This is a genomic window from Halobacillus faecis, from assembly GCF_007991335.1.
Lineage (GTDB): Bacteria > Bacillota > Bacilli > Bacillales > Halobacillaceae > Halobacillus > Halobacillus faecis.
The window spans coordinates 17502-42779 of the sequence record NZ_BJYD01000037.1 but is presented as its reverse complement, the minus strand read 5'-3'; the positions used below and the strand labels follow the sequence as shown (position 1 = coordinate 42779).

24 protein-coding genes and 1 other annotated feature are annotated in these 25278 nt (G+C 43.4%); of the genes, 16 read left to right on the top strand and 8 right to left on the bottom strand.

Translation table 11 applies throughout. The features are described 5' to 3' along the window. Window positions 1-127: 127 nt before the first annotated feature. Window positions 128-340: a binding site (T-box leader), on the top strand. 52 nt (window positions 341-392) lie between these two features. The 3 genes from HFA01_RS18185 to HFA01_RS18175 all read left to right on the top strand — a co-directional run bounded on the left by HFA01_RS18185 (window position 393) and on the right by HFA01_RS18175 (window position 3440). Then, window positions 393-1628, top strand: coding sequence for an argininosuccinate synthase (locus HFA01_RS18185; protein ID WP_146818790.1), 1236 nt, complete (start codon window positions 393-395; stop codon window positions 1626-1628). Further along, the gene (argH, locus tag HFA01_RS18180) at window positions 1621-2994 is read left to right on the top strand and encodes an argininosuccinate lyase (protein ID WP_146818789.1); all 1374 of its coding nucleotides are present in this window, start codon (window positions 1621-1623) and stop codon (window positions 2992-2994) included. Before HFA01_RS18185 ends, argH begins: the two co-directional genes overlap by 8 nt. 107 nt (window positions 2995-3101) lie before the next feature. Beyond that, on the top strand, window positions 3102-3440 hold the full coding sequence (locus HFA01_RS18175; protein WP_146818788.1) for a hypothetical protein: 339 nt from the start codon (window positions 3102-3104) through the stop codon (window positions 3438-3440). 59 nt (window positions 3441-3499) lie between these two features. Here the strand turns inward: HFA01_RS18175 and HFA01_RS18170 are convergent, their stop codons facing one another. Beyond that, a complete protein-coding gene (locus HFA01_RS18170) occupies window positions 3500-4687 on the bottom strand; it encodes a M14 family metallopeptidase (RefSeq protein WP_146818787.1) in 1188 nt (395 codons plus the stop codon). A gap of 683 nt (window positions 4688-5370) precedes the next feature. Between HFA01_RS18170 and HFA01_RS18160 the strand changes: the two genes are divergently transcribed. The 6 genes from HFA01_RS18160 to HFA01_RS18135 all read left to right on the top strand — a co-directional run bounded on the left by HFA01_RS18160 (window position 5371) and on the right by HFA01_RS18135 (window position 11376). Next, window positions 5371-6543: a DEAD/DEAH box helicase gene (locus HFA01_RS18160; protein ID WP_174787841.1), complete on the top strand. Its 1173-nt coding sequence runs from the start codon at window positions 5371-5373 to the stop codon at window positions 6541-6543. Window positions 6544-6710: 167 nt separating this feature from the next. Next, complete coding sequence (locus HFA01_RS18155) at window positions 6711-7352, top strand: class I SAM-dependent DNA methyltransferase (protein ID WP_146818786.1); 642 nt, start codon at window positions 6711-6713, stop codon at window positions 7350-7352. A gap of 4 nt (window positions 7353-7356) precedes the next feature. After that, entirely contained in the window at window positions 7357-7818 is a 462-nt protein-coding gene (locus tag HFA01_RS18150) for an S-ribosylhomocysteine lyase (protein WP_146818785.1), read from the top strand. 21 nt (window positions 7819-7839) lie between these two features. Next, window positions 7840-8757 (top strand): PLP-dependent cysteine synthase family protein, encoded by a 918-nt coding sequence (locus tag HFA01_RS18145; protein WP_146818784.1) that lies wholly within the window; start codon window positions 7840-7842, stop codon window positions 8755-8757. 4 nt (window positions 8758-8761) lie between these two features. Further along, on the top strand, window positions 8762-9898 hold the full coding sequence (locus tag HFA01_RS18140; RefSeq protein ID WP_146818783.1) for a bifunctional cystathionine gamma-lyase/homocysteine desulfhydrase: 1137 nt from the start codon (window positions 8762-8764) through the stop codon (window positions 9896-9898). 803 nt (window positions 9899-10701) lie between these two features. Next, window positions 10702-11376: a TraR/DksA C4-type zinc finger protein gene (locus HFA01_RS18135; RefSeq protein WP_146818782.1), complete on the top strand. Its 675-nt coding sequence runs from the start codon at window positions 10702-10704 to the stop codon at window positions 11374-11376. 44 nt (window positions 11377-11420) lie between these two features. On the opposite strand, the gene HFA01_RS18130 is transcribed toward HFA01_RS18135, so the two are convergent. Further along, a complete protein-coding gene (locus tag HFA01_RS18130) occupies window positions 11421-11780 on the bottom strand; it encodes a Lin0512 family protein (protein WP_146818781.1) in 360 nt (119 codons plus the stop codon). A 162-nt stretch (window positions 11781-11942) separates the two neighbouring features. Here HFA01_RS18130 and HFA01_RS18125 point away from each other — a divergent pair, with 162 nt between their 5' ends. The 4 genes from HFA01_RS18125 to HFA01_RS18110 all read left to right on the top strand — a co-directional run bounded on the left by HFA01_RS18125 (window position 11943) and on the right by HFA01_RS18110 (window position 15340). Continuing rightward, entirely contained in the window at window positions 11943-12731 is a 789-nt protein-coding gene (locus HFA01_RS18125; RefSeq protein ID WP_146818780.1) for an ABC transporter ATP-binding protein, read from the top strand. Further along, a complete protein-coding gene (locus HFA01_RS18120) occupies window positions 12715-13473 on the top strand; it encodes an ABC transporter permease (protein ID WP_146818779.1) in 759 nt (252 codons plus the stop codon). Before HFA01_RS18125 ends, HFA01_RS18120 begins: the two co-directional genes overlap by 17 nt. An 18-nt stretch (window positions 13474-13491) precedes the next feature. Continuing rightward, window positions 13492-14496: an aliphatic sulfonate ABC transporter substrate-binding protein gene (locus tag HFA01_RS18115; RefSeq protein WP_146818778.1), complete on the top strand. Its 1005-nt coding sequence runs from the start codon at window positions 13492-13494 to the stop codon at window positions 14494-14496. 160 nt (window positions 14497-14656) lie between these two features. Continuing rightward, a complete protein-coding gene (locus tag HFA01_RS18110) occupies window positions 14657-15340 on the top strand; it encodes an RsiV family protein (RefSeq protein WP_146818777.1) in 684 nt (227 codons plus the stop codon). 183 nt (window positions 15341-15523) lie between these two features. On the opposite strand, the gene HFA01_RS18105 is transcribed toward HFA01_RS18110, so the two are convergent. From HFA01_RS18105 to HFA01_RS18085, 5 genes are all read right to left on the bottom strand, one after another. After that, the gene (locus tag HFA01_RS18105; protein ID WP_146818776.1) at window positions 15524-16072 is read right to left on the bottom strand and encodes a GNAT family N-acetyltransferase; all 549 of its coding nucleotides are present in this window, start codon (window positions 16070-16072) and stop codon (window positions 15524-15526) included. A 274-nt stretch (window positions 16073-16346) separates the two neighbouring features. Further along, window positions 16347-17027 (bottom strand): class F sortase, encoded by a 681-nt coding sequence (locus HFA01_RS18100; RefSeq protein ID WP_146818775.1) that lies wholly within the window; start codon window positions 17025-17027, stop codon window positions 16347-16349. 2 nt (window positions 17028-17029) lie between these two features. Continuing rightward, window positions 17030-17830 carry a DUF4397 domain-containing protein gene (locus HFA01_RS18095; protein WP_146818774.1) on the bottom strand — a complete coding sequence of 267 codons (801 nt, stop codon included), beginning with the start codon at window positions 17828-17830 and terminating at the stop codon, window positions 17030-17032. 217 nt (window positions 17831-18047) lie between these two features. Then, window positions 18048-19169 (bottom strand): amidohydrolase, encoded by a 1122-nt coding sequence (locus HFA01_RS18090; protein ID WP_146818791.1) that lies wholly within the window; start codon window positions 19167-19169, stop codon window positions 18048-18050. A gap of 98 nt (window positions 19170-19267) precedes the next feature. After that, the gene (locus tag HFA01_RS18085) at window positions 19268-20173 is read right to left on the bottom strand and encodes a TIGR01777 family oxidoreductase (protein WP_146818773.1); all 906 of its coding nucleotides are present in this window, start codon (window positions 20171-20173) and stop codon (window positions 19268-19270) included. A 110-nt stretch (window positions 20174-20283) separates the two neighbouring features. On the opposite strand from HFA01_RS18085, the gene recX reads away from it, so the two are divergent. Then, window positions 20284-21096, top strand: coding sequence for a recombination regulator RecX (gene recX / locus HFA01_RS18080; protein WP_146818772.1), 813 nt, complete (start codon window positions 20284-20286; stop codon window positions 21094-21096). Between the two features lie 20 nt (window positions 21097-21116). Here recX and HFA01_RS18075 read toward each other — a convergent pair whose 3' ends face one another. Then, entirely contained in the window at window positions 21117-21935 is an 819-nt protein-coding gene (locus HFA01_RS18075) for an HAD family hydrolase (RefSeq protein ID WP_146818771.1), read from the bottom strand. Window positions 21936-22122: 187 nt separating this feature from the next. Between HFA01_RS18075 and glcT the strand changes: the two genes are divergently transcribed. Both glcT and ptsG read left to right on the top strand, forming a co-directional pair. Further along, window positions 22123-22965, top strand: coding sequence for a glucose PTS transporter transcription antiterminator GlcT (gene glcT, locus HFA01_RS18070; RefSeq protein ID WP_146818770.1), 843 nt, complete (start codon window positions 22123-22125; stop codon window positions 22963-22965). Window positions 22966-23237: 272 nt separating this feature from the next. Continuing rightward, window positions 23238-25274 carry a glucose-specific PTS transporter subunit IIBC gene (gene ptsG, locus HFA01_RS18065; RefSeq protein ID WP_146818769.1) on the top strand — a complete coding sequence of 679 codons (2037 nt, stop codon included), beginning with the start codon at window positions 23238-23240 and terminating at the stop codon, window positions 25272-25274. Window positions 25275-25278: the final 4 nt, after the last annotated feature.

The window sequence follows — 25278 nt, the reverse complement described above, 5'->3', positions numbered from 1 at the left end:
GAAAAGGGAGCAATAGTTGAAGAAGGGGTTATGAAAATGGGAATCTAAAAAACTTTTACGAAGAATGTGTTTATTGTGTTGACTTCTGCATATGATTTTGTATAATTATAAACAATTAATTATAAAAATACATTCGTGGACGAAGAGAGTACGTATGAAGATGGTCGACAGCGAGCCGGGGGCGGTGGAAGCCTGGTGACGGATTGATACGGAAACGCACTTCTGAGATGTTCGGTGAAACACGTAGCCAGAACCGGGAGCTCCCGTTATCAGCTTCGAGTTGGTCTGACATACAGACAATGAGAGTGGCACCGCGGATGATTCAAAATCCGTCTCTTACCCCAGGTAGGAGACGGATTTTTTTATGGACAATAATTGAGGAGGTTATTCATATGACAAAACCAAAAGTAGTATTAGCTTATTCCGGTGGGTTGGACACATCGGTTTCTATTAAGTGGATCCAAGAAAAGTATGGGTATGATGTCATCGCTTTAGGATTGGACGTCGGTGAAGGAAAAGACTTGGAAACCATTCGTAAAAAGGCATTGGATGTAGGAGCAATCAAAGCCATTATGGTAGATGCCAAAGAAATATTAGCTGAAGAATATTTGATGCCGGCTCTTAAAGCAAATGCTCTTTATGAAGGAAAGTACCCATTATCTTCTGCTCTTTCACGCCCGCTCATCTCTAAACTGCTCGTTGAAGTTGCAGAAAAGGAGGGAGCAGTTGCTGTCGCTCATGGCTGTACAGGAAAGGGGAACGACCAGGTTCGCTTTGAAGTTTCTATACAAGCCTTGAATCCTGACCTTGAAGTCATCGCTCCTGTTCGTGAATGGGGAATGACACGTGATGAACAAATCATTTATGCCGAAGAAAAAGGAATTCCGGTACCTGTCAACCTGGAGAACCCATTCTCTATTGATGCAAACATCTGGGGACGTGCTTGTGAAGCTGGTGTACTTGAGGATCCTTGGAAAGAAGCACCGGAAGCGGCGTATGCCTGGACCAATCCGATTGAAAAGACACCCGATCAACCGGAGACCATTGAAATTGATTTCATAGAAGGAAAGCCTGTCGCATTGAACGGAGAAAAAATGGAGCTTGTTCCTTTAATTGAATACTTGAACGAACTTGGAGGCAAGCACGGGGTTGGTAGAATTGATCATACAGAAAATCGCCTTGTAGGTATTAAATCGAGAGAAGTTTATGAAAACCCTGCAGCTATGATCTTGATCAATGCCCATAAAGAATTGGAATTTTTGACCCAAACAAGAGAAGTTTCTCAATATAAAGCCAATGTTGATCAGCAGCTTTCCAAAATTATATACGACGGTTTATGGTATTCACCATTACAACCGGCTTTATCCGCCTTCATTGATTCTACGCAGCAAGTGGTCACAGGAACCGTTAAAGTGAAGTTGTTCAAGGGACATCATACAGTGATTGGTAAGAAATCACCGGTCAGTCTATATAACGAAGAACTTTCCACTTATTCCAAAGAGGATGCATTTGATCACAATGCAGCTGTCGGATTTATTAAGTTGTGGGGATTGCCGACAAAAGTCCATGCGGACGTTCATAAAGGAGCGAAGTTACTGGACCAGGCGGTGGTGAGCCAGCATGACTAAATTGTGGGGCGGTCGTTTTACCAAACCTACAAATAAATTGGTGGAAGAGTACACCTCTTCCATCCATTTTGATCAAAAACTGGCACTACAAGATATCGAAGGTAGTATCGCTCATGTGGAAATGCTTGGTGCTTGTGACATTATCCAATCAAATGAAGTGATGGAGATCAAGGAAGGGCTTCTTACGATCAAAGAGAAAGTGAAGAAAGGAGACGTCACTTTTTCTGTGGAGCACGAAGATATTCACATGAATATAGAAAAACTGTTAATTGATGAGATCGGGCCGGTAGGAGGAAAGCTGCATACCGGGAGAAGCAGGAACGATCAAGTGGCCACCGATATGCATCTTTATTTACGTGAAAAAACGAAAGGATTGATGGAGTTAGTAGAAGCTGTTCAATCCTCCCTCGTGGAGCAGGCGGAACAGCATGTGGAAACCATTCTGCCAGGTTACACTCACTTGCAGCGTGCCCAGCCCGTCTCTTTTGGTCACCACTTAATGGCTTACTTTTGGATGTTTGAAAGGGATAAGGAACGTTTACAGGACAGCTTGAAGCGTATCAACTGGTCCCCGCTTGGGGCAGCGGCTCTTGCGGGGACGCCCTATCCGATTGACAGACAAATGACATCCGATGCTTTAGGGTTCGATCAACCTTATCCGAACTCACTGGATGCCGTTAGTGATCGCGATTTCATTCTTGAGTTTTTATCTATTTCTTCAATTATGATTACTCACATTTCACGTTTGTCTGAAGAGCTGATTTTGTGGGGAAGTCAGGAGTTCCAATTCGTTGAATTAGATGATGCCTTTTGCACAGGTTCGAGCATCATGCCTCAGAAGAAAAACCCTGATGTGCCTGAACTTCTTCGTGGAAAGACAGGAAGAATTTACGGTCATTTGATGGGATTGCTGACATTGCTGAAAGGACTGCCTCTCGCTTACAACAAAGATATGCAGGAAGACAAAGAGGGGATGTTCGATACGGTTGAGACGTTAGAAGGGGCATTGTCGTTGTTGGCACCTATGCTTGCATCGATGCAGGTGAAAGGAGATCAAATGAAGCATGCTGTAAATGAAGATTATTCGAATGCCACAGATATCGCGGATTATCTGGCTGTCAAAGGGATGCCTTTCCGAGAAGCCCATGAAGTGATTGGGAAAATTGTACTGTACTCTATTCAACAGAAAAAATACTTGTTGGATCTGACTTTGGAAGAATACCAGGACTTTTCTCCACTCTTTGAAGCGGATATATATGAAAAGTTGAACCCCAATCAAGTCGTAGCTGCACGGAACAGTGAGGGTGGTACAGGGTTCGATCAAGTGCACAAGCAAATACAACTGGCAAAAGAACATCTTTCATGATGAAGGATGTTCTTTTGAATATGTCCTCAAGAGGGTCATCTAAGGTTTGAAAAGGAGCAGGGAAGGATACTATATCCATACCACCTTTTATAGAGAGGGATGATCGTATGGCGAAAACAGTTCAAGCTTACTTTTCAACAGAGAATGATGCGGAAAGTGCAAAGGCATCGTTGCAATCTTTATCGGTCGACCAGGATACAGTAGAAGCGATCCCTGAGGATGTAGATATGACTCCTGTTGTCCCTGTAGCAGGATCAACAAATTCAGGGGGAGGGACCTTCAATTTCACAGAGGTCGTCTCGCCTAAACATGATCGGGACAGCGCACTATCTGACAAAAAACATTTAACTCACGTGCTCCATTTTTCGATTAAGGAAGAGGAGTACGATCGAGCGATCCAAGTGATTAAAGATCACAATGGTCATATGGACAAAAAAGACTTCTAAAAACAAGGAACCCCTGCGAAGATGTAAAAGGTCGCAGGGGTTTTTCAATGAATGCTCCATTACATATACAAGCTTGCCAAAAAGATTCCCATCGTTTCCTGATAGATTTCATCGAACTGTTCAAGGGGGAGAGGGTTTACCCCCAATCCTAATTCTACAGTGAATCCTGGTTGTCGAAACTCCTGGATAAACCAGTCCTTATAGCCTGAAAAACTATCTACATAACGGATGGGTTTGTAGCCGCTCACTCGTTCAAACTCATTGACGATCGTCATGGACCGAGGAGGTTCAAGCCCTTCGTATCCCCAATAGATCACTTCTCCCTGCGTGTGGAAAGCAAGCATTTTTTCAAAGTTACGCGCCCCCGCAAGCTCAGCCATCGCAACCGTCTCAGGCTCCGTTAGTGGTTGATAGCCTGGAAAATCCCTTGGAGCAGGAGATGTCGGCTTCCTTGCAGCATCCACTTCCCATTTGGCAGGGTATTGGTTGTTCAAATCTACTCCCCGGATATTGGCTTTCCACCCGGAGAAATCAGTATTACCATCATTGATACTTAATGCCATCTCCCCAAACTCCCCGTCAGGTGGTCCGTTCAAAACGAGATCAACACCGTCAGGATCGACCATGGGAACAATAGAGAGTGTCACTTCATTGTAAAAAGGATGGATTTCTAAGCCGCGGATGGTCTCTTTATTTGTTAGTGCCAGCAAGTAGTCATTTAAAAATTGCATGATCACTGCTGTCGTAATCCATTCATTCGCATGGAAGGAACCGTTCCAATGCACCACTTTTGGTCCGCGCCCGATTTGAAGTTCAACAAGCTCTTTTCCCATCACACTATTCCCGATCGTCTCTCTTCTGACAAAAGGATATAGTTCGTAAAGTTCATTCAAATCAGTAGTTAGTACGTTGAAGTCATAAGGGCGGTTTCCATCGACGACTCGATAGGTCACTTGGACGGGAAGGGATAAACCTTCCCCAATTTGAAGCATTCTAGGATTGATGGAAGGGTTTAATAATGCGATCGCATCCAGGGAGATTCGACGCTCGCTGGCGATTTTCCAAAAGGTGTCCCCGGATTGTACACGGTATTGGCTTGTTTCATAGCCCGGTATGCGAATCGTTTGTCCAATTTGAAGGGAAGATGGTCCCGCTTGTGGATTGGAATCTATGATTAAATCTAACGGTACATTGAAAAGGTTCGAGTAGTACCATAGCGTGTCACCACTCCTTACTTTAACGTCCATAAGAGGCCCCCTTTTTTACAGTCCTTTTTATAACTATATGGAAAATGATACGTTTGATGAACAATCATCTCTCGACCAATTTTCATGAATCCCAACATAGCCGCTTTTTTTCAGGTACAATAAAGGAATGGCCTTATTCAACTAACTAGCAGGTTTGTGGAAGACTCGGTTTCGAGCCTTTTGTTGAGTGAATGGGGGCTGCGGGAAATAGCTCGCTTTCCGCGGGAGCGCGGTGAGCCTCCTCGGAATGCGTCCTGTGGGGTCTCACCATGCACTTTTTTCCCGCAGGAGTCTCGCCATTCCCCTCCGCCCCTTTTCCATATCAGTGTCTCGAAACCACTCCCGAAAAATTAGCTATTTAGTTTGATGGGAGTATAAGGATAAAACTCCTATGCTCAGGTATTAGAATCATGAAAGCTTTATACAGAGCGTTTTATGCTTTTAACAATCGGGATAGCGGAAGACAACCCAACTTGGTAAAGGGGTTTGTTTCTCACATACATTGAATGGGGTTGTTGGGAAGCTCGGCGCTCCCCCACAGGAAAGCGAGTAGCTTCCCAGCCACCCCTAACTCCATTAAGGCAAACGAATCCCGAAAGCTTACCGAAACTGAGTCTTCCACAACCGGGAGCTTTTATGGAATAAATGACGGATTTAATTTTATAGAAAGTAGTGAAAAATATATGAAGACATTTGAGAAATTAGGAATATCAAGAGAGTTGACTGAAAAGCTGCAGCGGCAGGGGGTTACGTCACCGACACCTGTACAGGAACAGGCAATTCCACCTCTTATGGATGGAAAAGATATCATTGCCCAAGCTCAGACGGGAACTGGAAAAACGTTCGCCTTCGTTTTACCTATTTTAGAAAAAGTAGATCCATCCTTGGAGGCTGTTCAAGCAGTGATTGTCACCCCGACGAGGGAATTGGCTTTGCAGATTACTCATGAAGTGAACAAGCTAAAACATGAGGACACCCATGTTTTAGCTGTGTACGGTGGTCAGGACGTAGCTAAACAAGCGAACAAATTGAATGGAAAAGCCCATGTAGTTATTGCTACACCAGGACGTTTATTGGATCATTTAAGACGAGAAACTGTTGAATTGAACCACATTCATCAACTGGTCATTGATGAAGCCGATCAAATGTTGGAAGCGGGATTTCTGCCTGATGTACAGGATATAATTAGGCAGTGTGGGACAGAAAGGCAAACGATGTTGTTTTCAGCAACAATCACATCACAAGTCCATTCTTTAGCAAAAAAAATTACGGATAACCCAAAGCGGATTGAAGTAAAAGAGGAAAAAGTGACGGTCTCTAACATCAAACAACTGTTATACGAAACGACCGATCGAGCAAAACAAGACGCTCTTATTCAAATTATGAGTGAACACAGACCATTCCTTGCAGTCATTTTCTGTAGAACCAAGCGTCGTGCGAAAAAGCTGAATGATGCACTGATTGCCAAAGGATATGAATCCGATGAGCTGCATGGTGACCTATCTCAAGCCAAAAGAGAAAAGGTCATGCAACGTTTCCGTGATGCTAAAATTCAGTACCTTGTAGCTACAGACGTAGCTGCGAGAGGGCTAGATGTGGAAGGTATCACCCACGTGTTCAACTATGACATTCCACAAGACCCTGAAAGCTATATCCACCGAATCGGCAGAACAGGGAGAGCGGGAGGCAAGGGGTTGGCGATTACTTTTGCCGCACCTAAAGATAAGCCCGCTCTTAAACAAATTGAACAGCATATCAAACAAAAGTTAGAAAGACGATCTTTGGACAAGCTTTCTCCGGGAAAAAGAGAAAAAGAAGAAGAGAAACCATCCCGCTACAAAAAACGAAGAAGATAAGCCGAAAACCAGAGTCCCCTCTAGACTCTGGTTTTTTGTGGGTTTATTTAGAAAATTACTGCAAAAAAAAACAATAACATTGAGGAGAGTTTTGAAATATGATACATTATAAACATAATTCCGAGTTAACGCATTGGAATTATAAATAATGAGGAGAGATGAACTTTATGGGGATGGAATTCGTCGACCTATTCAACCAATGGGCGAGTTCATATGACGATACAGTAGCAGGTAAGGATCCGGAATATCGTGAAGTGTTTGAAGGGTACGATGAAATGTTGGGGCGTTTAGCCAAGCTTTCCGTTTCCCCGGTTATGGAATTCGGAGTAGGGACAGCGAATTTAACGAGAAAGGTCATCGACCAAAATAAGGTCGTTCTGGGCATTGAACCTTCCTCTGAAATGAGGAGAATTGCTAAAGTGAAATGTCCCGAAGCTGCTATTTATGATGGGAATTTTCTCGAGTACCCGAAACTTCTTACACCGATCCGATCCATCATCAGTTCGTTTGCTTTTCATCACCTGACGAGTAACGAGAAAGTTGAAGCTATCCAGAGCTTCCGAGATCGTCTCGAAGATGATGGGAAAGTAGTTTTTATAGACACGATCTTTAAAGACAAGGAACATAAGCAACAGTTGATCAAAAGCGCGGAGAGACAAGGATTTTTAAATTTAGCGCAGGATTTGCAGGAAGAATACTACCCATTTCTAGAAGAACTAAGAGAGATGTTTGTCCTTAACGGTTTCGAGGTAACTTTTGAACAGCTGAACAAATACGCCTGGCTCATTCAGGCAAAAAAAGGAGAATGATCACATGCCAAAAATGAACGTTGAAAGCTTTAACCTTGACCACACGAAAGTGAGCGCCCCGTACGTACGACTAGTAGGAGTAACTGAAGGAGAAAAGGGAGATAAAATCTACAAATACGACCTTCGTATCAAGCAGCCGAACCAGGAACATATGGAAATGCCAGCCCTTCATTCTCTGGAGCATTTGATGGCGGAAAACAGCCGGAATCACCATGACCGCATTGTCGACATTGGACCGATGGGCTGCCAGACAGGTTTCTATATTGCCATCCTCAATGACGACAGCTATGACAACGTGCTAAATGTGATCGAGAGGACTCTTCAAGATGTTTTGGAAGCAGACGAAGTTCCTGCATGCAACGAAGTTCAGTGCGGATTTGCTGCGAGCCACAGCTTGGAAGGAGCTCAGAAACTGGCAAAAGAATTACTTGAAAAACGTGACGAATGGACGGAAATTTTTCAATAAATAACGGGAGTTGAGAATGCGATGGGTTACGTGAAGAATATACAATCATTGATTGGTCATACACCGATGATCGAACTCACTCATTCCGAAATCCCGAATCAAGCTAGAATCTTCGCTAAGCTTGAATTCATGAACCCAGGCGGTAGCATCAAAGACCGTCTGGGTTTAAAACTGATTGAGGATGCGGTAGAACGTGGATTGTTAAAGCCGGGCGGAACTATTATTGAACCCACGGCGGGAAATACAGGCATTGGCCTCGCACTTGCTGCGATCGGAAAAGGAATCACCGTCATTTTTGTGACACCAGAGAAGTTCAGTCAGGAAAAACAAACCTTGATGAGAGCTTTAGGAGCTCAAGTCGTAAACACTCCTACTGAGAAAGGAATGAAGGGGGCCATAGAGAAAGCGAATTTATTGGCTAAGGAAATTCCCGGTTCCTTCAGTCCGCAGCAGTTTCATAATCAAGCGAATCCAGATGCTTATTATGAAACCCTTGGCCCGGAGATCTTTCACGATATGAATGGAGAAGTTGATATTTTCGTCGCTGGTGCAGGTACAGGTGGGACATTTATGGGAACTTCCCGTTATCTAAAAGAGCGAATGGAGAATGTCAAAACCGTGATTGTTGAACCGGAGGGCTCCATTTTAAACGGAGGAGACCCTGGCCCGCATCTTACAGAGGGAATAGGGATGGAGTTTCTCCCTTTTTACATGAATCCTGATTATTTTGATGCGATTCATACCATTTCAGATGAGATGGCTTTCCGCCGTGTAAAAGAACTGGCTTTAAATGAGGGATTGCTCGTAGCCAGTTCATCAGGAGCAGCCTTTGAAGCTGCGTGGAGAGAAGCTGAAAAAGCAAAGCCAGGGGCAAAAATCGTAACCATCTTTCCTGACAGTAGCGAGCGATATTTAAGTCAAGGCATATATGAGGAGTGATGACATGAGGAAAAAAACACAGCTGATCCACGGGGGGATCACGGGTGATGAAAAGACAGGAGCTGTCAGTGTACCCATTTATCAGGTGAGTACTTACAAACAAGATGGAGTCGGTCAGCACCGTGGGTATGAATACTCGCGTACCGGAAACCCCACACGTTTTGCAGTAGAAGAATTGATCAAGGACTTAGAAGGTGGCCATAGAGGTTTCGCTTTCGGATCAGGTATGGCAGCCATTACAGCTGTTCTTATGACTTTTAATCATGGAGATCATGTGATTTTCACCGATGATGTGTACGGGGGAACGTACCGTCTTGTATCTAAGATCATCAACCGGTTTGGACTAGAAGCAAGTTTTGTTGATACTAGTGACCTGGATAATATCCAGTCAGCGATTACAGATCGCACAAGAGCTATATACGTCGAAACCCCAACAAATCCATTGCTTAAAGTGACAGACTTAGAAAAGGTGTCTGCTTTGGCTAAGGAAAAAGACTTGAGGTTTATCGTTGATAATACCTTCAGCACGCCATATTGGCAGAATCCGATTGAACTTGGTGCTGATATCGTCCTGCATAGTGCAACCAAATATTTAGGAGGACATAGTGATGTCGTAGCTGGTCTCGTCGTTGTGAACAGTGAGCAGTTGGCTGAAGATGTCCACTTTGTGTTGAACTCTACGGGTGGTGTCTTAGGACCCCAGGATTCATGGCTTCTTATGAGAGGAATCAAGACACTCGGGATTCGCATGGAAGAAATTGAGGAGAACACACGACAATTCGTAGAGTTTCTCCAAGACCTCCCGGAAGTGACAGATATTTATTACCCCGGTCTCGACAATCATAGAGGAAGTGACGTGCATCAAAAACAAGCGCGTGGTAATGGAGGTATGATCAGCTTTGACGTCGGCAGTGGAGAGAAAGCGGATCAAGTTCTCCGCAACGTAAAATATTTCACTTTGGCAGAAAGCCTCGGAGCCGTCGAAAGCCTTATCTCAGTTCCTGCGATGATGACTCACGCTTCTATTCCAAAAACACGGCGTGCGGAACTCGGCATTACAGATGGACTTGTCCGCGTATCCATTGGACTTGAAGATATCGAAGATCTTAAAGAAGACTTCCTCCAGGCTTTAAGAAAATAATCCCCAGAAAGGAGCACTCCACCAGTGTTCCTTTTTTCTTCCACAAAATCTCCCAATTGTGGAAGACTCAGTTTCGAGGTGTTTTTCGGGGTTCATTACCTAGGTTGAGCGTTAGGGGTGCTGGGAAGCTACTCGGACAACTCCATCGCCCAAACACTCGCGTCATAAGCAGAAAAGCAAAGGAATGAAAGATCACATTCCGTTGCTTTTCTGCTTATGCCAGTCGTGTCTACCAGGGTGACTCCACATTTGAACACTTTCCTGTGGGAAAGCGCCGAGCTACCTCGGACTGCGTCCTGCGGGATCTCGCCTATCTCCTTCTCCCACGGGAGTCTGGCAGCTTCCCAACCACCCCATTCGATGTATGTTAGAAACGAACCCCTTAACCAAGCTGGATTTGCTTCCGCTATCCCGATTGTTAAAAGCATAAAACGCTCTGTATTAAGCTTTTAGAGTTCAAGTACCTAGGCATGGGAGTTTTAATCTTATACTCCAATCAAACGGAATAACTGTTTATTCTGGAAATGGTTTCGAGATACAGATATAGCAAAGGGGGGGAGGGGAATGGCGAGACTCCTGCGGGAAAAAGTGCAGGGTGAGACCCCACAGGACGCAGTCCGAGGAGACTCACCGCGCTCCCGCGGAAAGCGAGCTATTCCCCGTAGCCCCCATCCACTCAATAAAAGTATCGAAACTGAGTCTTCAAGAAACCTGCCATTTAGCTTAATATTTGTGCCTTTTGCATAGGTCATTCACGCCTGAGCCACACTAAAAAGGAAATTCAATCAGGAGTGGAAAAGAATATGGATTATACACATTATAAAAAACAACTGGAAGAGCGAAAAAGGGAGATCGAGCAGCGCTTAATGGACCATGACCATTTTGGGTTGGAACGTGGTTTTGCAAGTGATATGGCTTCAGGGGAATTGTCACAATATGACAACCATCCGGCGGATTCAGGCACCGAATTGTACGAAAGAGAAAAAGATATTGCTTTGCTTGGACATTTAAAAGAAGAATTGTCTGACATTCAATATTCTCTTATACAAATGGCCAAAGGAACATATGGGATTTGTGAGGAGACAGGGGAGCAGATTCCTAAAGAACGCTTGGAAGCTATTCCAACTGCACGAACGATTGCGTCGGCTTCCTCCAACCAAGATGTTTCTATGGATCGCCCTGTAGAAGAAGATGTCCTTTCAGAATTAGAAGCGAATTACGGACGGAACCATGATGATCCTGAATACAATGAACAAAATGCGTATGAACAGGTGGCCTCCTTCAATCAGAGTAGTATGACATATGATGATTCATCCTTGATGGACAATCAGGATGGCGTAGGCTATGTAGAGGAGTTCGAACCGTTTGTTTCTACAGATATGAATGGATATACAGGTCCTGATGGAGTCAGTTTTCAACGCAATGAACATTACGATAAATATATGGATAGTCAGGACGAGGCGGAAGATTCGTACTGATGTAAAAGACCTGAGAGTGAATGAAAACTCTCAGGTTTTTTTTATCAATATCCAACTTCAATAGCTGCGTTCACAATGTACATTAAATCATTCTTATCCTCTTTTTCTTCTAGGACAATACCGCTTGTTGTCAACATCCCGCCTTCGATCACTTCAATGTTCACCTCACCGTAGGGGATGGCTTTTTTCACTTCTTCATGATCGAGTTGGTCGAAGTCGCATGGAAGGGCAAGCTTGACATTAATCTTCATATTATCCAGTGATTGTTCTGGTAATACAGAGCGGATCCCTGGCATGGAGTTTGTATGGATGGCATTTTTGATTGCACGTACTGCCGCTTTTGTAACATTTTGACCGTGGACATCTGTCCCCATTCCGGTCTGAATAAACATTAGTTGATCCATGAATATCCCACCTTTCCTTTTCATCCTAACACACAGGACGGAGCGATTAGAAAAGATTCCTATTTAATCGTTGACACACAATTCCGAACATCTGTATAATCTTAAACATATAATTAAAGCATACTATTTCTATAGGAATTATAATCATAAGGGTGTGACGTATTGTTTTTATCCATAGATCAAGTGGGGAAGACCTTCAATGGTAAAGGGGGAGACGGTTTTGAAGTCTTCTCTGGAATCGATTTGAATATTGAAGAAAATCAATTTGTCTCACTCCTAGGGCCGTCCGGATGTGGGAAATCAACGCTCCTTTCCATGGTGGCAGGCCTGGAAGATGTCACATCCGGCGCAATCCGGTTGGAGGGAGAAGAAATCAAGAAAGCTGGACCCGACCGGGGGATGGTCTTTCAACAACCGTCGCTTTTTCCATGGCTGAATGTAAAGGAAAATGTTCTTTTTCCGTTAAAGGGGCACAGGTCAAAGAAAGAGGCGGAGGAGAGAGTGGATCGTTTCTTACAAATGGTTCACCTCAGCAGATTTAAAGAGAATTATACCCACGAGCTTTCTGGAGGCATGCAGCAGCGGGTAGCGATTGCAAGAGCGCTTGCCATGGATCCTAAAGTGTTACTTATGGATGAACCGTTTGGTGCTCTCGATGAACAGACGAGACATATTCTTCATGAAGAACTGATGAAGATTTGGCAGGAGACACAAAAGACGATTTTGTTTGTTACTCACAGCATTCAGGAAGCAATTAAATTATCTGATCGGGTCGTCGTTATGGGAACACGACCAGGGCGTATCATCGCTGACTTTGCCGTCGACCTTCCTCGGCCTAGGAAGAGGGACGATGAAAGGGTCATCGATCTTGAGCGGAAGGTCATGGATCTCTTGGAAGGTGAAATCAATAAAGTATTGAAGGAAGAACTTCATCATGAAGCTAGCTATTAAGAGGATTGGTTTTTTAGTTGTCGTTTTAGGTTTATGGCAATTGGTTTATTCCCTTGGTGTCTTTGAGGATATCGTGTTCCCATCACCAATCAAAGTGGGCGTCGCTTTGTATGAAGGGTTTGCTGATGGTGATTTCATTAAAGCATTGGGAGCGAGTTTTCGTCATTTATTTATGGGATTGTCCCTTGCCATATTGTTCGGGACCGTCATTGGGGTTCTGCTTGGGAAGTCGAAACAGGCAGATGAAACAGCAGGGATGTACCTGATTGCCTTACAGAGTATTCCGAGCATTGTGTGGGTGCCGCTTGCTATTATGCTTTTCGGTTTTTCTGAATTTGCTGTCGTATTTGTAGTGGTACTTGGAGGTACGTTCGTCATGGCTTTAAATGTACGGACAGCTATTTATAGTGTTCCACCACATTTGGTCCGTGCTGCGCGGACGATGGGGACCAATGGCATTCCTCTTTTTTTTAGAGTGGAAGTTCCATCGAGTATCCCGTATTTTATGACAGGTCTCAGGCTCGCCTGGGCTTTCAGCTGGAGAGCCCTTATGGCTGGGGAGTTGTTAAGCAATGGTCCTGGACTGGGTTACTCTTTAAGGTACGCTCAGGATTATGCACGTATGGATCAAGTAATTGCGATCATTATTATCATTGGTGTTATTGGTGCTGTAGTCGATCAAGTTGTCTTTTCTAAATTAGAAAGAAATGTAAGGAAACGCTGGGGATTATTGAAATCATAGATAGGAGATGAGGAGAATATGAAAAAGTGGTTAACCATTGTTGCTCTTACTGTTATGAGTTTGGTGCTCGCTGCTTGCGGTAGTGATGCAGGCGCGAACTCTGATGATAGTGGCAGTACAGAAGAAATTACCATTGGTTACTTTCCAAACATCAATCACGTAGCGGGTATGGTGGCAGAAACGAAAGATATGTATTCTGAAACATTGCCGGACGGAACAAAAGTGAACTACCAATACTTCCCGGATGGCTCTTCGTTTATGACAGCCATCGAGACAGGTGACATCCAAGGAGGACTTGTAGGACCCGGTCCAGCAATGAACCACTTTACAAGTGGAGCGGAAATTAATGTTGTTGCCGCAGGATCAACGGGTGGTACAGTCATCATGGCTAGAGAAGGAGCAGGTATTAACTCTCCAGAAGACCTGGCAGGAAAGACGTTTGTTTCTCCTAGGGTAGGGTGCACACACGATGTACAATTTGAAACGATGATGAAAGAGGAATTCGGTATAACGTCAGACCGTATTGATGGCGAAATGAAGCACGTCACAGGTAAACCGGCCACCTATGCAAGCTTGTTTGAAACAAAAAATGTGGACGTTGCGACAGTTCCTGAACCTTGGGCATCTTCTATAGAGGAACAAGGAAGCGGTAAAGTACTTGTCGACACTCCAGATGTTGCTTTTGGTGAGACCTTGCCGGCAGCCGTGTTCGTTACCTCTCAAAAACTTGTGGATGAAAATCCTGATATGGTGGAAAGCATTGTAGAAGCTCATAAGAAAGCGACAGACTTTATTAATGAAAACCCTGAGGAAGCAAAACAGATTGCTATTGATAAAATCAAAGACATCACGGATCAAGAACTTTCAAAGGAAGTCATCGACCGCGCTTGGGAACGGATCGATTTCACGTATGACGTAAATGAAGAAAACCTTCAGAAGTTCGCCGATTCTTCCTATGATCTTGAGTTTTTGAAAGAGAAGCCGGACTTGACTGGTTTGGTGGACACGAGCTTCCTTGATTAAATATTTGGAAAAGAGACGGGTATTTACACCCGTCTCTTTTTTTGTGGCTACATCTGATTTTCTTTAAACGCATCAGCATGTGGCAATCCCAATAATATTTAAAACTTCCCTTTAGTTTTTATGATTTAGGTCAAACTATAAGGTACAGGAGGGATGCTCTTTGAAGCGCATTTCAATCGTTCTTTTCATTATTGGAACACTTTTCATTGCAGGGCAGTCGGTTGCCGCTGAAAATGAATATAAAATCGTCCATAAGGATAAAGTGACGGAAGATTGGGAAGTCCATGTTGATTATCCAAAGTTTGAGCACTTGGAAAGTAAAGATCTTCAAGATACTGTAAATTTTCAAATCGTTCAGAAACTTGAAGATACACTAAGAGACGTAAAGAGAGGGGCCGGAGAAATGATGGGTGTCCCTTATCTTTATTACGAAGAAACATCGGTATTTAAAGAAAAGACCTTTTACTCTGTAGTGATGACCTCCCACATATCCCGGGGAAACCGCTACAATTCAACCGTCACCTCCATCAATTTTCAAGATGACCAAGGGGGATCAGTAAAGAAGTTGAAAGACCTCGTGTTTATTGATCGATTAAATAAAGAAGTGAAGAAAGCATTAGAGGCTGACCCGGAAATGTATTTGCAGGAGCCTTTTGCTGGTGTTAGAGATAATACCGCTTTTTACGTGAAGGATGAACGCCTTGTGCTCGTGTTCAATAAATTTGAAGTCGCTGCTGGCGTTCATGGAACTCCTGAGATTTCAGTCCCTCTAAAGGGGATCCTTAAGGAAGAATTGGAGAAAAAAGTGCCTCCTTTGCCTTCCTATACTTTATCCACATATTGAATGGTGTTCTGACGAGATCTTTAGGAGGTTATCCACTTAATTAACAATTGGTTGTGATAATTCCATCCACATAGAATTCAGTAAGAGCAAGACTTGTGTCAGTCATTCGAATCACTTATCCACACTGTGCACAACCCTGTGAATAATTAAATAACAGGCAAAAAAAAGAAGCATAAGTGCTGCTTATGCTTCCAACATTTCTTCTTCGTTTTGTTCTCCGTAGTAATGAAACAAATATTGATCTTTAGTAATGACATACAGGTCATAGACATCATCTGTGCGGTTAATCCAAGAATATACTTCTGGATAAGCGTCGTTGCCGATGGATACATAAGGAATTTTAAGAGCCGCTTTCATTGAACGGACGTTTGTACGTCGGATTTTCATAAAAATAGCTTCAATATTCAATTGGAAAAACAATTCCTCGAAAAACGCTTCTTTGGCCACCTGATTGTATCCTTTTCCGAAATAAGGCTGACCGATCCATGTAGCTAAAAAGCCTTTGTTTTCCTGTATGTCGAAAAGGTTGATGGTTCCGATGGGCTGCCCCCACTCATCAAGGATGGTACGTGAAACCAATTCCCCCCGATCTTCAGCTTCTATGGTTTGTTTGGTCAAAAAGTAAAACTCGTCACTGGAAGATGCTTTGTGACGGACATAAGGAAACACTTCAGGGTGGCTCATCAACTCAAATAAAACCGGGGCGTCATGTAAGTCACGCTTTTTTAGCATAAAAAATCCCTCCTTGAATGAGGAGGGTGGTCCAAACGCATAGGAAATAGGCGTTCACTGGCCAGTTCGGACCACCCTCGAATTTTTATCAATTGCTCACAAAAATTCGGGGTGGGAATCGAACCCACTAGAACCAGTGCTATGACTGGTGGCGCACCATTTGCCTTCCCTACACCAAAAGCTTATAAAATATCATCTAAACTTATAATAATCCACTCCGAAGAAAAAGTGAATAAAAACTTTGTAAAATGGACGTGGATTTTTTTACAATTTTTTATAGTTTTTGCCGATCCTTTAATACGGAAAATACAGCTAATCTCTCTGAATAAGTGGAGGCCTCTTTATCATACGCTCCAGTACAAGTGATGAGATTTAAATTGTGTGAATTTGTGGGACCGAAGATTTCCCTGATGGGGGCATCTTCGTAAGGGTAGGATTCCATTCTGATTATTTCAAATGTCAGCTTCATGTGATCACCATAAACATGAATTTCATCCCCCGGATTCAAATCTTTAAGGTCATAAAAAACAGCTGGCCTGCTATTGCCATCCACGTGTCCTGCAATGACCGCATTTCCTTGATTCCCAGGCATCGTTCCTGGTTCAAACCACCCGACATCGACTAAGGTTTTTGGAACGGCCATACCGCCCTCCGGTGTATAACCAAGAGCCTTAATTGAAGCATCCACATGAATGGAGGGAATTTGAATCCTGTCAGGTGTGATGCCAGACTGTTCGGAAGAAGCTTTAACAGCAGGCGCGTAATTTTGTTCAATTGGGGCTTTTTCTAATTGATCGCTGACTAAAGATTCCTTTTTAACTTCTACACCTTGGGTGCGGGTAGTTTCAGATGTAGAAAGAACCCTGGGTTCCTCTGCAGGTTCTTCATTCAGCATTTGGAAACTGATGAAAAATACGAGGAGACCCAGGGCTAAAGGGGAAATTTTCCTTACCATACTTACGCTTCTGAGCGTTTACGAGTTAGCATAAAGCCAGCACCCATGGCTAGTACACCTAGAAGAGCAGCATACATCCAAGCATTTGATGAAGAATCAGCTGTTCCACCAAAACCAGTGGCAGGCATCATTGTCGGCATAGCAGCAGAGTCTTGGAGAAGCAATACTTCTGGATTATCTGCTGTTCCAACAGCGAACGCACTGTAAACTTTTCCTGCTTCAAGGTTTGTACCTGAAAGATCAATCAATTGTGTACCATCTGTTGTACGTACTTCAAGGTCGTAGGAACCTGGGTCCACTTCCATATAATCGGTGACCATTGGGAATTCTGCACCTGAGAATAGAGCATCTCCACCAATTGGACCTACATCAACGGCTGGTGCACCAGGAATGAAGTGACCGACACGGACTTTAGCCTTACCTTCGGTTGCTTCCATAGAATCTTGGATGGCCTTCAATTGAATATTTTCTAAGTTATCAATCGCTGCAGCTGTATAAGCCATACCTGCTTCTACATTTACAGTGGTAGAAATGACAGGATCTTGTTCACCTTTTGTTCCAGCTGCGTAAATTTCTACTGTATGTTCACCGGCCGGCACTTCCAAGTAATCTGTAGCTGCTTTGAATTCTGCACCTTCAACAACAGCTTCATCATTCAAATAGACGTCAACGGCAGGGGCATCAGGTGATGCGTGTAGAACGCGGACCATAGCGTTCTGGTCATGGCTGTCAGCCAACACAGAAGGTGCGAAGATTCCCAAAATCAAAACAACAGCAGCTAATGAAGCAAATAATTTTTTCATGTTCCCACTCCTTAAATTTTTTATATCCATTGCCGGTTCATGGAACGGCAATTTCTACAATAGGGTACTTCGCAACGCGTTATGAAACTCTTGTACAAGTTTTGTATATTCATCATATACACCCTTTGTACAACTTTCAAACCTTTTGCTATGCTCAATATGTTTTTTGAGAACATAGAAAAACACCGGAAAATCCTTCCGGTGTTAGAGTGCTTCACTATTCTTGGAAATATACCATCTTTCCGTCAATCATCGTCCAAATAGGCTTAGAAAGATACTCGAATGGATGTCCACTCCATAATACAAGATCGGCGTCTTTCCCTTTCTCAATCGAGCCAACTCTGTGATCGACACCGAGGTTCTTAGCCGGGATGATCGTTATGCCTCGAAGAGCGTCCTCGACGTCTAGCCCTTCTCTAGCTGCGAGCGCTGCGCATATGTTCAAGTATTGTATAGGTGTGTAAGGGTGGTCTGTCGTAATGGAGACACGGATGCCGTGGTCATGCAGAATTTTATAGGTCTGCCACGTTTTATTTCTTAGTTCAATTTTAGACGCCCTTGTAAAAGTCGGCCCGACAGAGACTTGTAATTCTCTTCCTGCCAGTTGATCAGCAATCAAATGCCCTTCCGTACAATGCTCGATGCGCAAGTCAAGATCAAATTCGTCTGCAAAGCGTAAGGCTGTGATGATATCGTCTGCTCGATGGGCATGAATTCTTACAGGGATATCTTTGTTCAATGCCTGTAGAATCGGTTTGACACGAAGGCCAGGATCGGGATCTTTCATAGCAGCATAAAACGTTTCCCTTAAGGTTCCCATGATTCCCAGTCGGGTGATGGAAGCATTTTTAGACTGAGAGTGTATTCGTTTCGGGTTTTCTCCTAAAGCGAGTTTTAGGCCTGCGGTTTGTCTGAGGATCATATGGTTGATCGTATGTCCTACAGTTTTAATAACAGAGGTCGTTCCGCCAATCATATTCGCACTCCCAGGCATGATATGAGCCGTGGTCACTCCAGCTTTCCTCGCGTTAAAAAAGGCCGGATCAAGAGGGTGGGCCCCGTCGATTGCTCTCAAGTGTGGGGTCACGGCCTCAATGGTTTCGTTTGCATCACTCCCAGCCCAGCCCGTTCCTTCATCATAAAGGCCGAGGTGGGTGTGGACATCAACGAATCCTGGGTATAAATCCAACCCTTTGCCATCGATAAATTCAGCTTGCTCCGGTAACTCGATCGTCTCCCCGTAATCGTGTATTTTTCCGTCGATTACATAGACATATCCATTTTTTATAGAAGGAGATGTGATGGGATGGATTTTGACATTTTTTATAACAGTGTTCATAGACATACAGCCTTTCCCTTCAATATACAATTATTATACTTTAAAAAAGCCTTTTGGATAACATAAATGAGCAAAGCTTAGCTTTGCTCATTGCACGTTTATTTATTTAGAATGGAGGAGAGGGCCGGTTGTAATTCTGGATAATGAAAGGTGTATCCAGAGGCCATCGCTTTTTTAGGGATGACACATTGTCCATCCAGAAGAAGTGTACTCATGTCTCCTAGGGCAGCTTTCAGGGCAAAGGAGGGAGCAGGAATCCAATGGGGTCGATTCAATACTTCCCCTAGAGTATGGCCGAAATCTTTGTTTCTTTTCGGATTGGGGGCTGTTCCATTTAAGGGGCCGTGGATCTCTTGGTTTTCAATTGCGAAATGAACCAGCCCGACGACATCATCGATATGGACCCAGGACATCCATTGCTCTCCTGACCCTAGGTTCCCGCCGATCATCATCTTGTAGGGAAGGGTCATTTTAGGAAGCGCTCCTTCTTCTCCTAAAATAATGCCGAAGCGGACATAGACTGTGCGGATTCCTTTTTCAGCTGCCTGAGAAGCGCGTGCTTCCCATTCCTCTACGACATTTGCTAGAAAATCATTTCCGGGTTCGGTCGTTTCTTCAGTAAATGTTTTGGTTTTTGATTGTCCGTAAAATCCTACCGCAGACGCGTTGACGAGCACATTCGGTTTTTCCGGAAGTGCATCGATCAAGTCCAATACGCCTTCGGTCGATTTGATTCGACTTTCTAAAATTGACTGTTTTCTTTCCTCTGTCCACCGTCCACTGTTCAATGATTCTCCTGCTAAATTTACAATGGCATCAAGAACAGGGAGTTCATTTTCCGGATGGAATTCCTCTTTCAACCAACCGACATAAGTCACCTGCTCCGTGTCTTTGTATTTTTTCGGACTTCGTGTCAATATGTACACGTCATGTCCTTCTTGTACGAGCTTCTCTTTCAATTGGGTACCAACAAATCCAGTACCTCCTGTGATTGCGATTTTCATGTTCATTCCTCCTGTCCGTGTGAGGTTGTCAATAGTTTACTCCATTTGGCTTCGTTTGACGATACGCAAGTCGAATCTCATGATAAAATATGGTCAAAGAGGTGACGCGGATGGCAAAACTTACAAAAATTACGACGCAGAAAAAACATAAGAGCCGTTACAATATCTTTCTGGATAAAGGGAATGGGGAAGAATATGGGTTCAGTGTCGATGAAGATGTTCTTGTGAAGTATCGTCTCCAGAAAAACATGGAACTTGATGATGCCCTGATCAATGCGCTGATTCAGACTGATACGCTTCATAAATCCTATACCCTTGCGATCAATTATTTAAGCTATCGCATGCGTTCTGAAAAAGAGATCCGGGATTATTTAAAAGACAAAGAGACGGATCCTGAGCATATTGAAGAAATCATTTCACGGTTGAACAAGGAACGATTATTGGATGATCAGGAGTTCGCAAATTCCCTTGTGAGAACAAGAATCATGACTTCAAGTAAGGGGCCGCTCCTACTGAAAAAAGAATTATTGGATAAAGGGGTGTCCGCAGTTAAAGCGGATGAAGCTATCACTCATTATTCTTTTGATAAGCAATTTGAAAAAGCGATGAAATTTGCTGAAAAGAAACTGAGGAACGATGGTCGGAAATCTTACCGTCAGCAAGTTCAAAACGTACAGCAGACACTGATGCAAAAAGGATTTCAGGGAGACGTGGTTCAGGAAGTGCTTGCGAATTTGCCTGAAGATGAGGATGAAGATTCAGAATGGGAAGCGGTCGTTTATCAAGGGGAAAAGCTGCTTCGTAAATTTCAGTCCAAATCTGAAGGTTATGAGTTGAAGCAGAAAATCAAATCCGGGTTATACCGAAAAGGTTTCTCATTCGATCTTATTGACCGTTTCATTGATGAGTATGTAGTGGGATAAAAAAGAACAAGCTGTCTGACTTAAACGTCAGCCGCTTGTTCTTTTTTACTTAACAGTCCTTTTTTATCCAAGTCTTCTACCGCTTCATGTACATGATCCACGACCGTATTTGCCTTTTTCTTCACCTCATCATGGGCTGTGGCCATGGCGTAGCTGTGAGGGGTCATTTCAAACATGCTCAAATCATTGAAAGAGTCTCCAACACAAGCGATTTCTTCGGGATGAATGCCAAGTCCATCTATGAGTTGACGAAGCCCGCTTTGTTTATTAATTGATTTCGGCATCATATCGACACAGGTCTCATGCGAGATGAAGCTGTCGATTTCCTCTCCAAAAGCATCCTTGATTCTTTGGTCAGCTTTCATCACATCTTCTTCTTTACCGTGTAGCGTAATTTTTGAAGGAATGATTGTTTTTCCGACTTGGTCATTCAATTCAGGATTTACAATGATCTCATGGAACATCTGTTCTGAAATCATATCAATGAACGCGTTCGATTCGTTAGTAAACGTTTCATCTGCTGTGGAAACGGTTTTGATCATCGGTTCTTGATCAATGGTCTGAATGATTCGCTGGGCCAGTTCTTTATCAAATGTTGTGGCATGGATTTGTGTATCTTCAACGTTAAATACGAAAGCACCATTTTGACTCACACGGTGACCGTTCACACCTACTCGTTTAAGAACCTCGATAATTTCATGATCCATACGGCCGGATGCTACGGCTAGAGGGGTCCCATCTTCAATCATTCGATTTAATGCATCAATATCTTCGTTTTTAATATAATGATCGACACCTAGAAGTGTTCCATCAAGGTCTGTGACAAATAGTTTGATCACTGTTTCATCTCCTTCCATGTGGGGATGTCCCCAGCACCTAAATGATTGTACACGACGTAATCGCTTTCACACAAAGGAGAAAGTTTATTCCTTAGTATCCCACTTGTAAAAAAAACAAATCAAATATAGGATAGAAGTAATGAGAAGACTGAAAACGCTTTTAGTGTTATATAAGTGGGGGACCATTATGGAACAACAGATAATGATAAAAAAAGTGCTAAACAATAATGTGGTCATTGCTTCCCATCCAACTTATGAAGAAGTGGTGTTGATTGGGAAGGGGATCGGTTTCAACCGGAAGAAGGGAGACGAAATTTCTTCCGAAAAAGCCGACAAGACATTTTTGCTGAGTAATGAACAGGAAAAAGAACAATACATGAGTTTGTTGCCATACATCGACGAGACATTAATTGACTTCATGAGTGATATCCTCTTTCATATTGAATCCCGCATGGGACAGGAACTCAATCAGCATATCCACGTAGCACTCACGGATCACCTTGCATTCGCAATCAATCGAGCCAAAAAGGACCTTCAGTTCTCCAATCCGTTCTTACTTGAAATTGAATCCCTTTATCCGAAAGAATATCAAATTGCGATGGAAGTCGTGACAATGATCTATGATAAAATGGGCATCCAGTTTCCTGAGGGAGAGGTAGGGTTCATCGCTCTTCATATTCATAGTGCGGTCACGGATAAGACGTTAAGAGAACTCAATCGTCATAACCAGCTCATCACGCATCTCGTTCAACTTGTTGAAAATACGATGGACGTAACCATTGACAAAAATAGTGTCGATTATCACAGACTTGTCCAGCACCTCCACAGGGCCATCGATCGTGTGTATCAAGATGAACATGTAGGGGATGAAATTCGTTTAGCAAACATGTTGAAAGAAGAATATCCTGTGTGCTATAATTTAGCTTGGAAATTGATAAAAGTGATGCAAAAGCAACTGAATAAACCTGTCGATGAGTCTGAAGCCATCTATCTGACGATCCATCTTCAGCGTTTAACCCATAAAACCTAAAACGTACGTGTTACTGACACGATCAGGCATGAGTACATGAAGGTGAAGTGGTTATCATAGGGATAGGACTATCCTTATGGAACCCATTCACCTCTTGTGCTCATGCTTTTTTATTGTCCTGTTGTTGAATAGCAGGATGAGCTATCATCCATAATCGGCGTCCTCAATGGACGCTTATCGTTCCTTTTTTGTTGAAAACGTTTTATTTTTCTGACAAATGGATTTTATGGGGCCAGAGGCTTGCTTCACAAAATAAAAAGGAGGAAAACATAATGTTCAAGAATGCTTTCGGCACACTGCAAAAAGTCGGTAAAGCCTTGATGACTCCTGTCGCACTTTTGCCTGCGGCTGGTATTCTTCTAGCTTTTGGTACAAGCTTTGCTCAAGACAACTTTGTTGATAAAGTGCCATTCTTCGGAACACCTTGGGTTCAAACATTGCTTCAAGTAATGGCTGAAGCCGGGGGAATTGTCTTTGCGAATTTACCGTTGCTCTTCGCTGTCGGTGTTGCCATCGGATTAGCGAAAGGAGACGGGGTAGCAGGTCTTGCTGCCATCATTGGTTATTTGATTATGAACGTGGTTATGGGGGTACTTGGAAATGTTGACGCAGACATGACCTCAGATCCTGCCTATGCCGAAGTACTCGGTATACCGACGCTTCAAACAGGGGTGTTTGGTGGTATTATTGTCGGTATTTTGGCCGCTTCTCTCTATAACCGGTTCTTTAATATCGAATTGCCGCAATTTCTCGGGTTCTTTGCCGGGAAGCGTTTCGTGCCAATCATCACTGCTTTTACATCCCTTTTCTTAGGGATCATCATGCTATGGGTTTGGCCATTTGCTCAAACAGGATTGAATGCTCTTTCTCACTTGATGTTGGAAGGGAATCAAACCATTTCCGCTTTCTTCTTCGGTTTGATTGAGCGTTCCTTGATTCCGTTTGGCCTGCACCACATTTTCTATTCACCATTCTGGTTTGAATTTGGTTCTTACACCAATGCTGCTGGTGAGGTAATCCGTGGTGATCAGACGATCTTCTTCGAACAGTTGAGAGATGGTGTTGAATTCACTGCCGGAACATTTATGGTTGGTAAATTCCCATTCATGATGTTCGGTCTTCCAGCTGCTGCACTTGCGATTTATCACACAGCAAAACCTGAACGTAAAAAAGTGGTCGGAGGAATTATGGCTTCTGCAGCCTTGACTTCTTTCTTGACAGGTATTACAGAACCAATCGAATTCTCATTCCTATTCGTGGCACCACTATTGTTCGCGATTCATGCGGTATTTGCTGGTTTCTCCTTCATGATTATGGAGATCCTTGGAGTTAAAATCGGACAGACATTCTCTGGTGGTCTAATTGACTTCATCCTGTTCGGTGTTCTTCCAAACCGTACCGACTGGTGGTGGGTCATCATCGTTGGTCTTGTATTCTCTGTGGTTTACTACTTTGGGTTCCGCTGGGCGATCCTCAAGTTCAACTTGGCGACACCTGGACGTGAAGATGAAGCTGAAGATGCAGAGGAAGACGGCGAAGTCGGCGATCTGCCATTTGAAATTCTTGAAGCGATGGGTGGACAAAAGAACATCGACCACCTGGACGCATGTATCACACGACTACGTGTTTCCGTTAACGATAAAAACGATGTGAACAAAAATCGACTGAAAAAACTTGGCGCTTCCGGAGTAATGGAAGTCGGGAACAACATCCAGGCCATCTTCGGACCTGTCTCTGATACCTTGCGCGGCCAGATGCAAGACATCATAGATGGTAAAACACCAAGGTCAAGAGAAGATGCTTCTGAAATGAAGAACGCTGAAAAAGCTGCAGAAGCACCCGTCACTGAAGGTGAACTGGAATTTGTAAGTCCAATCAAAGGAAAGATCATGCCAATCACAGAAGTGCCGGATCAAGTATTCTCTGGTAAGATGATGGGCGATGGCTTTGCAATTGAACCGGAAGATGGTAATATTGTTTCACCGATTAATGGTAAAGTCTTAAATGTATTCCCTACAAAACATGCCATTGGCCTTGAAGCTGAGAACGGCATGGAAATCCTGGTCCACATCGGAATTGATACGGTCGGATTGAAAGGGGAAGGATTTACAGCGAAGATCTCTGAAGGAGACGAAGTGAAGCAAGGTCAGGCATTGATGGAAGTGGATCTGGATTATGTGAAAGAAAATGCTCCATCCATCGTAACGCCAATTGTCTTTACGAACCTTCAAGAAGGTCAGTCTGTAAGAATTAAGGCATCAGGTCAAGTCAATCACAATGATCCAGACATCATTGAAATTACTGAATAAAGAG

Bases quoted from the DNA above. Each gene is read 5' to 3' on its own strand.
- HFA01_RS18140 (WP_146818783.1), top strand. From the start codon at position 8,762: ATGAGGAAAAAAACACAGCTGATCCACGGGGGGATCACGGGTGATGAA.
- HFA01_RS18090 (WP_146818791.1), bottom strand. From the start codon at position 19,169: ATGAACACTGTTATAAAAAATGTCAAAATCCATCCCATCACATCTCCT.
- HFA01_RS18135 (WP_146818782.1), top strand. From the start codon at position 10,702: ATGGATTATACACATTATAAAAAACAACTGGAAGAGCGAAAAAGGGAG.
- ptsG (WP_146818769.1), top strand. From the start codon at position 23,238: ATGTTCAAGAATGCTTTCGGCACACTGCAAAAAGTCGGTAAAGCCTTG.
- HFA01_RS18160 (WP_174787841.1), top strand. From the start codon at position 5,371: ATGAAGACATTTGAGAAATTAGGAATATCAAGAGAGTTGACTGAAAAG.
- HFA01_RS18175 (WP_146818788.1), top strand. From the start codon at position 3,102: ATGGCGAAAACAGTTCAAGCTTACTTTTCAACAGAGAATGATGCGGAA.
- HFA01_RS18150 (WP_146818785.1), top strand. From the start codon at position 7,357: ATGCCAAAAATGAACGTTGAAAGCTTTAACCTTGACCACACGAAAGTG.
- HFA01_RS18145 (WP_146818784.1), top strand. From the start codon at position 7,840: ATGGGTTACGTGAAGAATATACAATCATTGATTGGTCATACACCGATG.
- HFA01_RS18095 (WP_146818774.1), bottom strand. From the start codon at position 17,830: ATGAAAAAATTATTTGCTTCATTAGCTGCTGTTGTTTTGATTTTGGGA.
- argH (WP_146818789.1), top strand. From the start codon at position 1,621: ATGACTAAATTGTGGGGCGGTCGTTTTACCAAACCTACAAATAAATTG.
- HFA01_RS18120 (WP_146818779.1), top strand. From the start codon at position 12,715: ATGAAGCTAGCTATTAAGAGGATTGGTTTTTTAGTTGTCGTTTTAGGT.
- HFA01_RS18185 (WP_146818790.1), top strand. From the start codon at position 393: ATGACAAAACCAAAAGTAGTATTAGCTTATTCCGGTGGGTTGGACACA.
- HFA01_RS18105 (WP_146818776.1), bottom strand. From the start codon at position 16,072: ATGCTAAAAAAGCGTGACTTACATGACGCCCCGGTTTTATTTGAGTTG.
- HFA01_RS18085 (WP_146818773.1), bottom strand. From the start codon at position 20,173: ATGAAAATCGCAATCACAGGAGGTACTGGATTTGTTGGTACCCAATTG.
- HFA01_RS18100 (WP_146818775.1), bottom strand. From the start codon at position 17,027: ATGGTAAGGAAAATTTCCCCTTTAGCCCTGGGTCTCCTCGTATTTTTC.
- recX (WP_146818772.1), top strand. From the start codon at position 20,284: ATGGCAAAACTTACAAAAATTACGACGCAGAAAAAACATAAGAGCCGT.
- HFA01_RS18115 (WP_146818778.1), top strand. From the start codon at position 13,492: ATGAAAAAGTGGTTAACCATTGTTGCTCTTACTGTTATGAGTTTGGTG.
- glcT (WP_146818770.1), top strand. From the start codon at position 22,123: ATGGAACAACAGATAATGATAAAAAAAGTGCTAAACAATAATGTGGTC.
- HFA01_RS18170 (WP_146818787.1), bottom strand. From the start codon at position 4,687: ATGGACGTTAAAGTAAGGAGTGGTGACACGCTATGGTACTACTCGAAC.
- HFA01_RS18155 (WP_146818786.1), top strand. From the start codon at position 6,711: ATGGGGATGGAATTCGTCGACCTATTCAACCAATGGGCGAGTTCATAT.
- HFA01_RS18130 (WP_146818781.1), bottom strand. From the start codon at position 11,780: ATGGATCAACTAATGTTTATTCAGACCGGAATGGGGACAGATGTCCAC.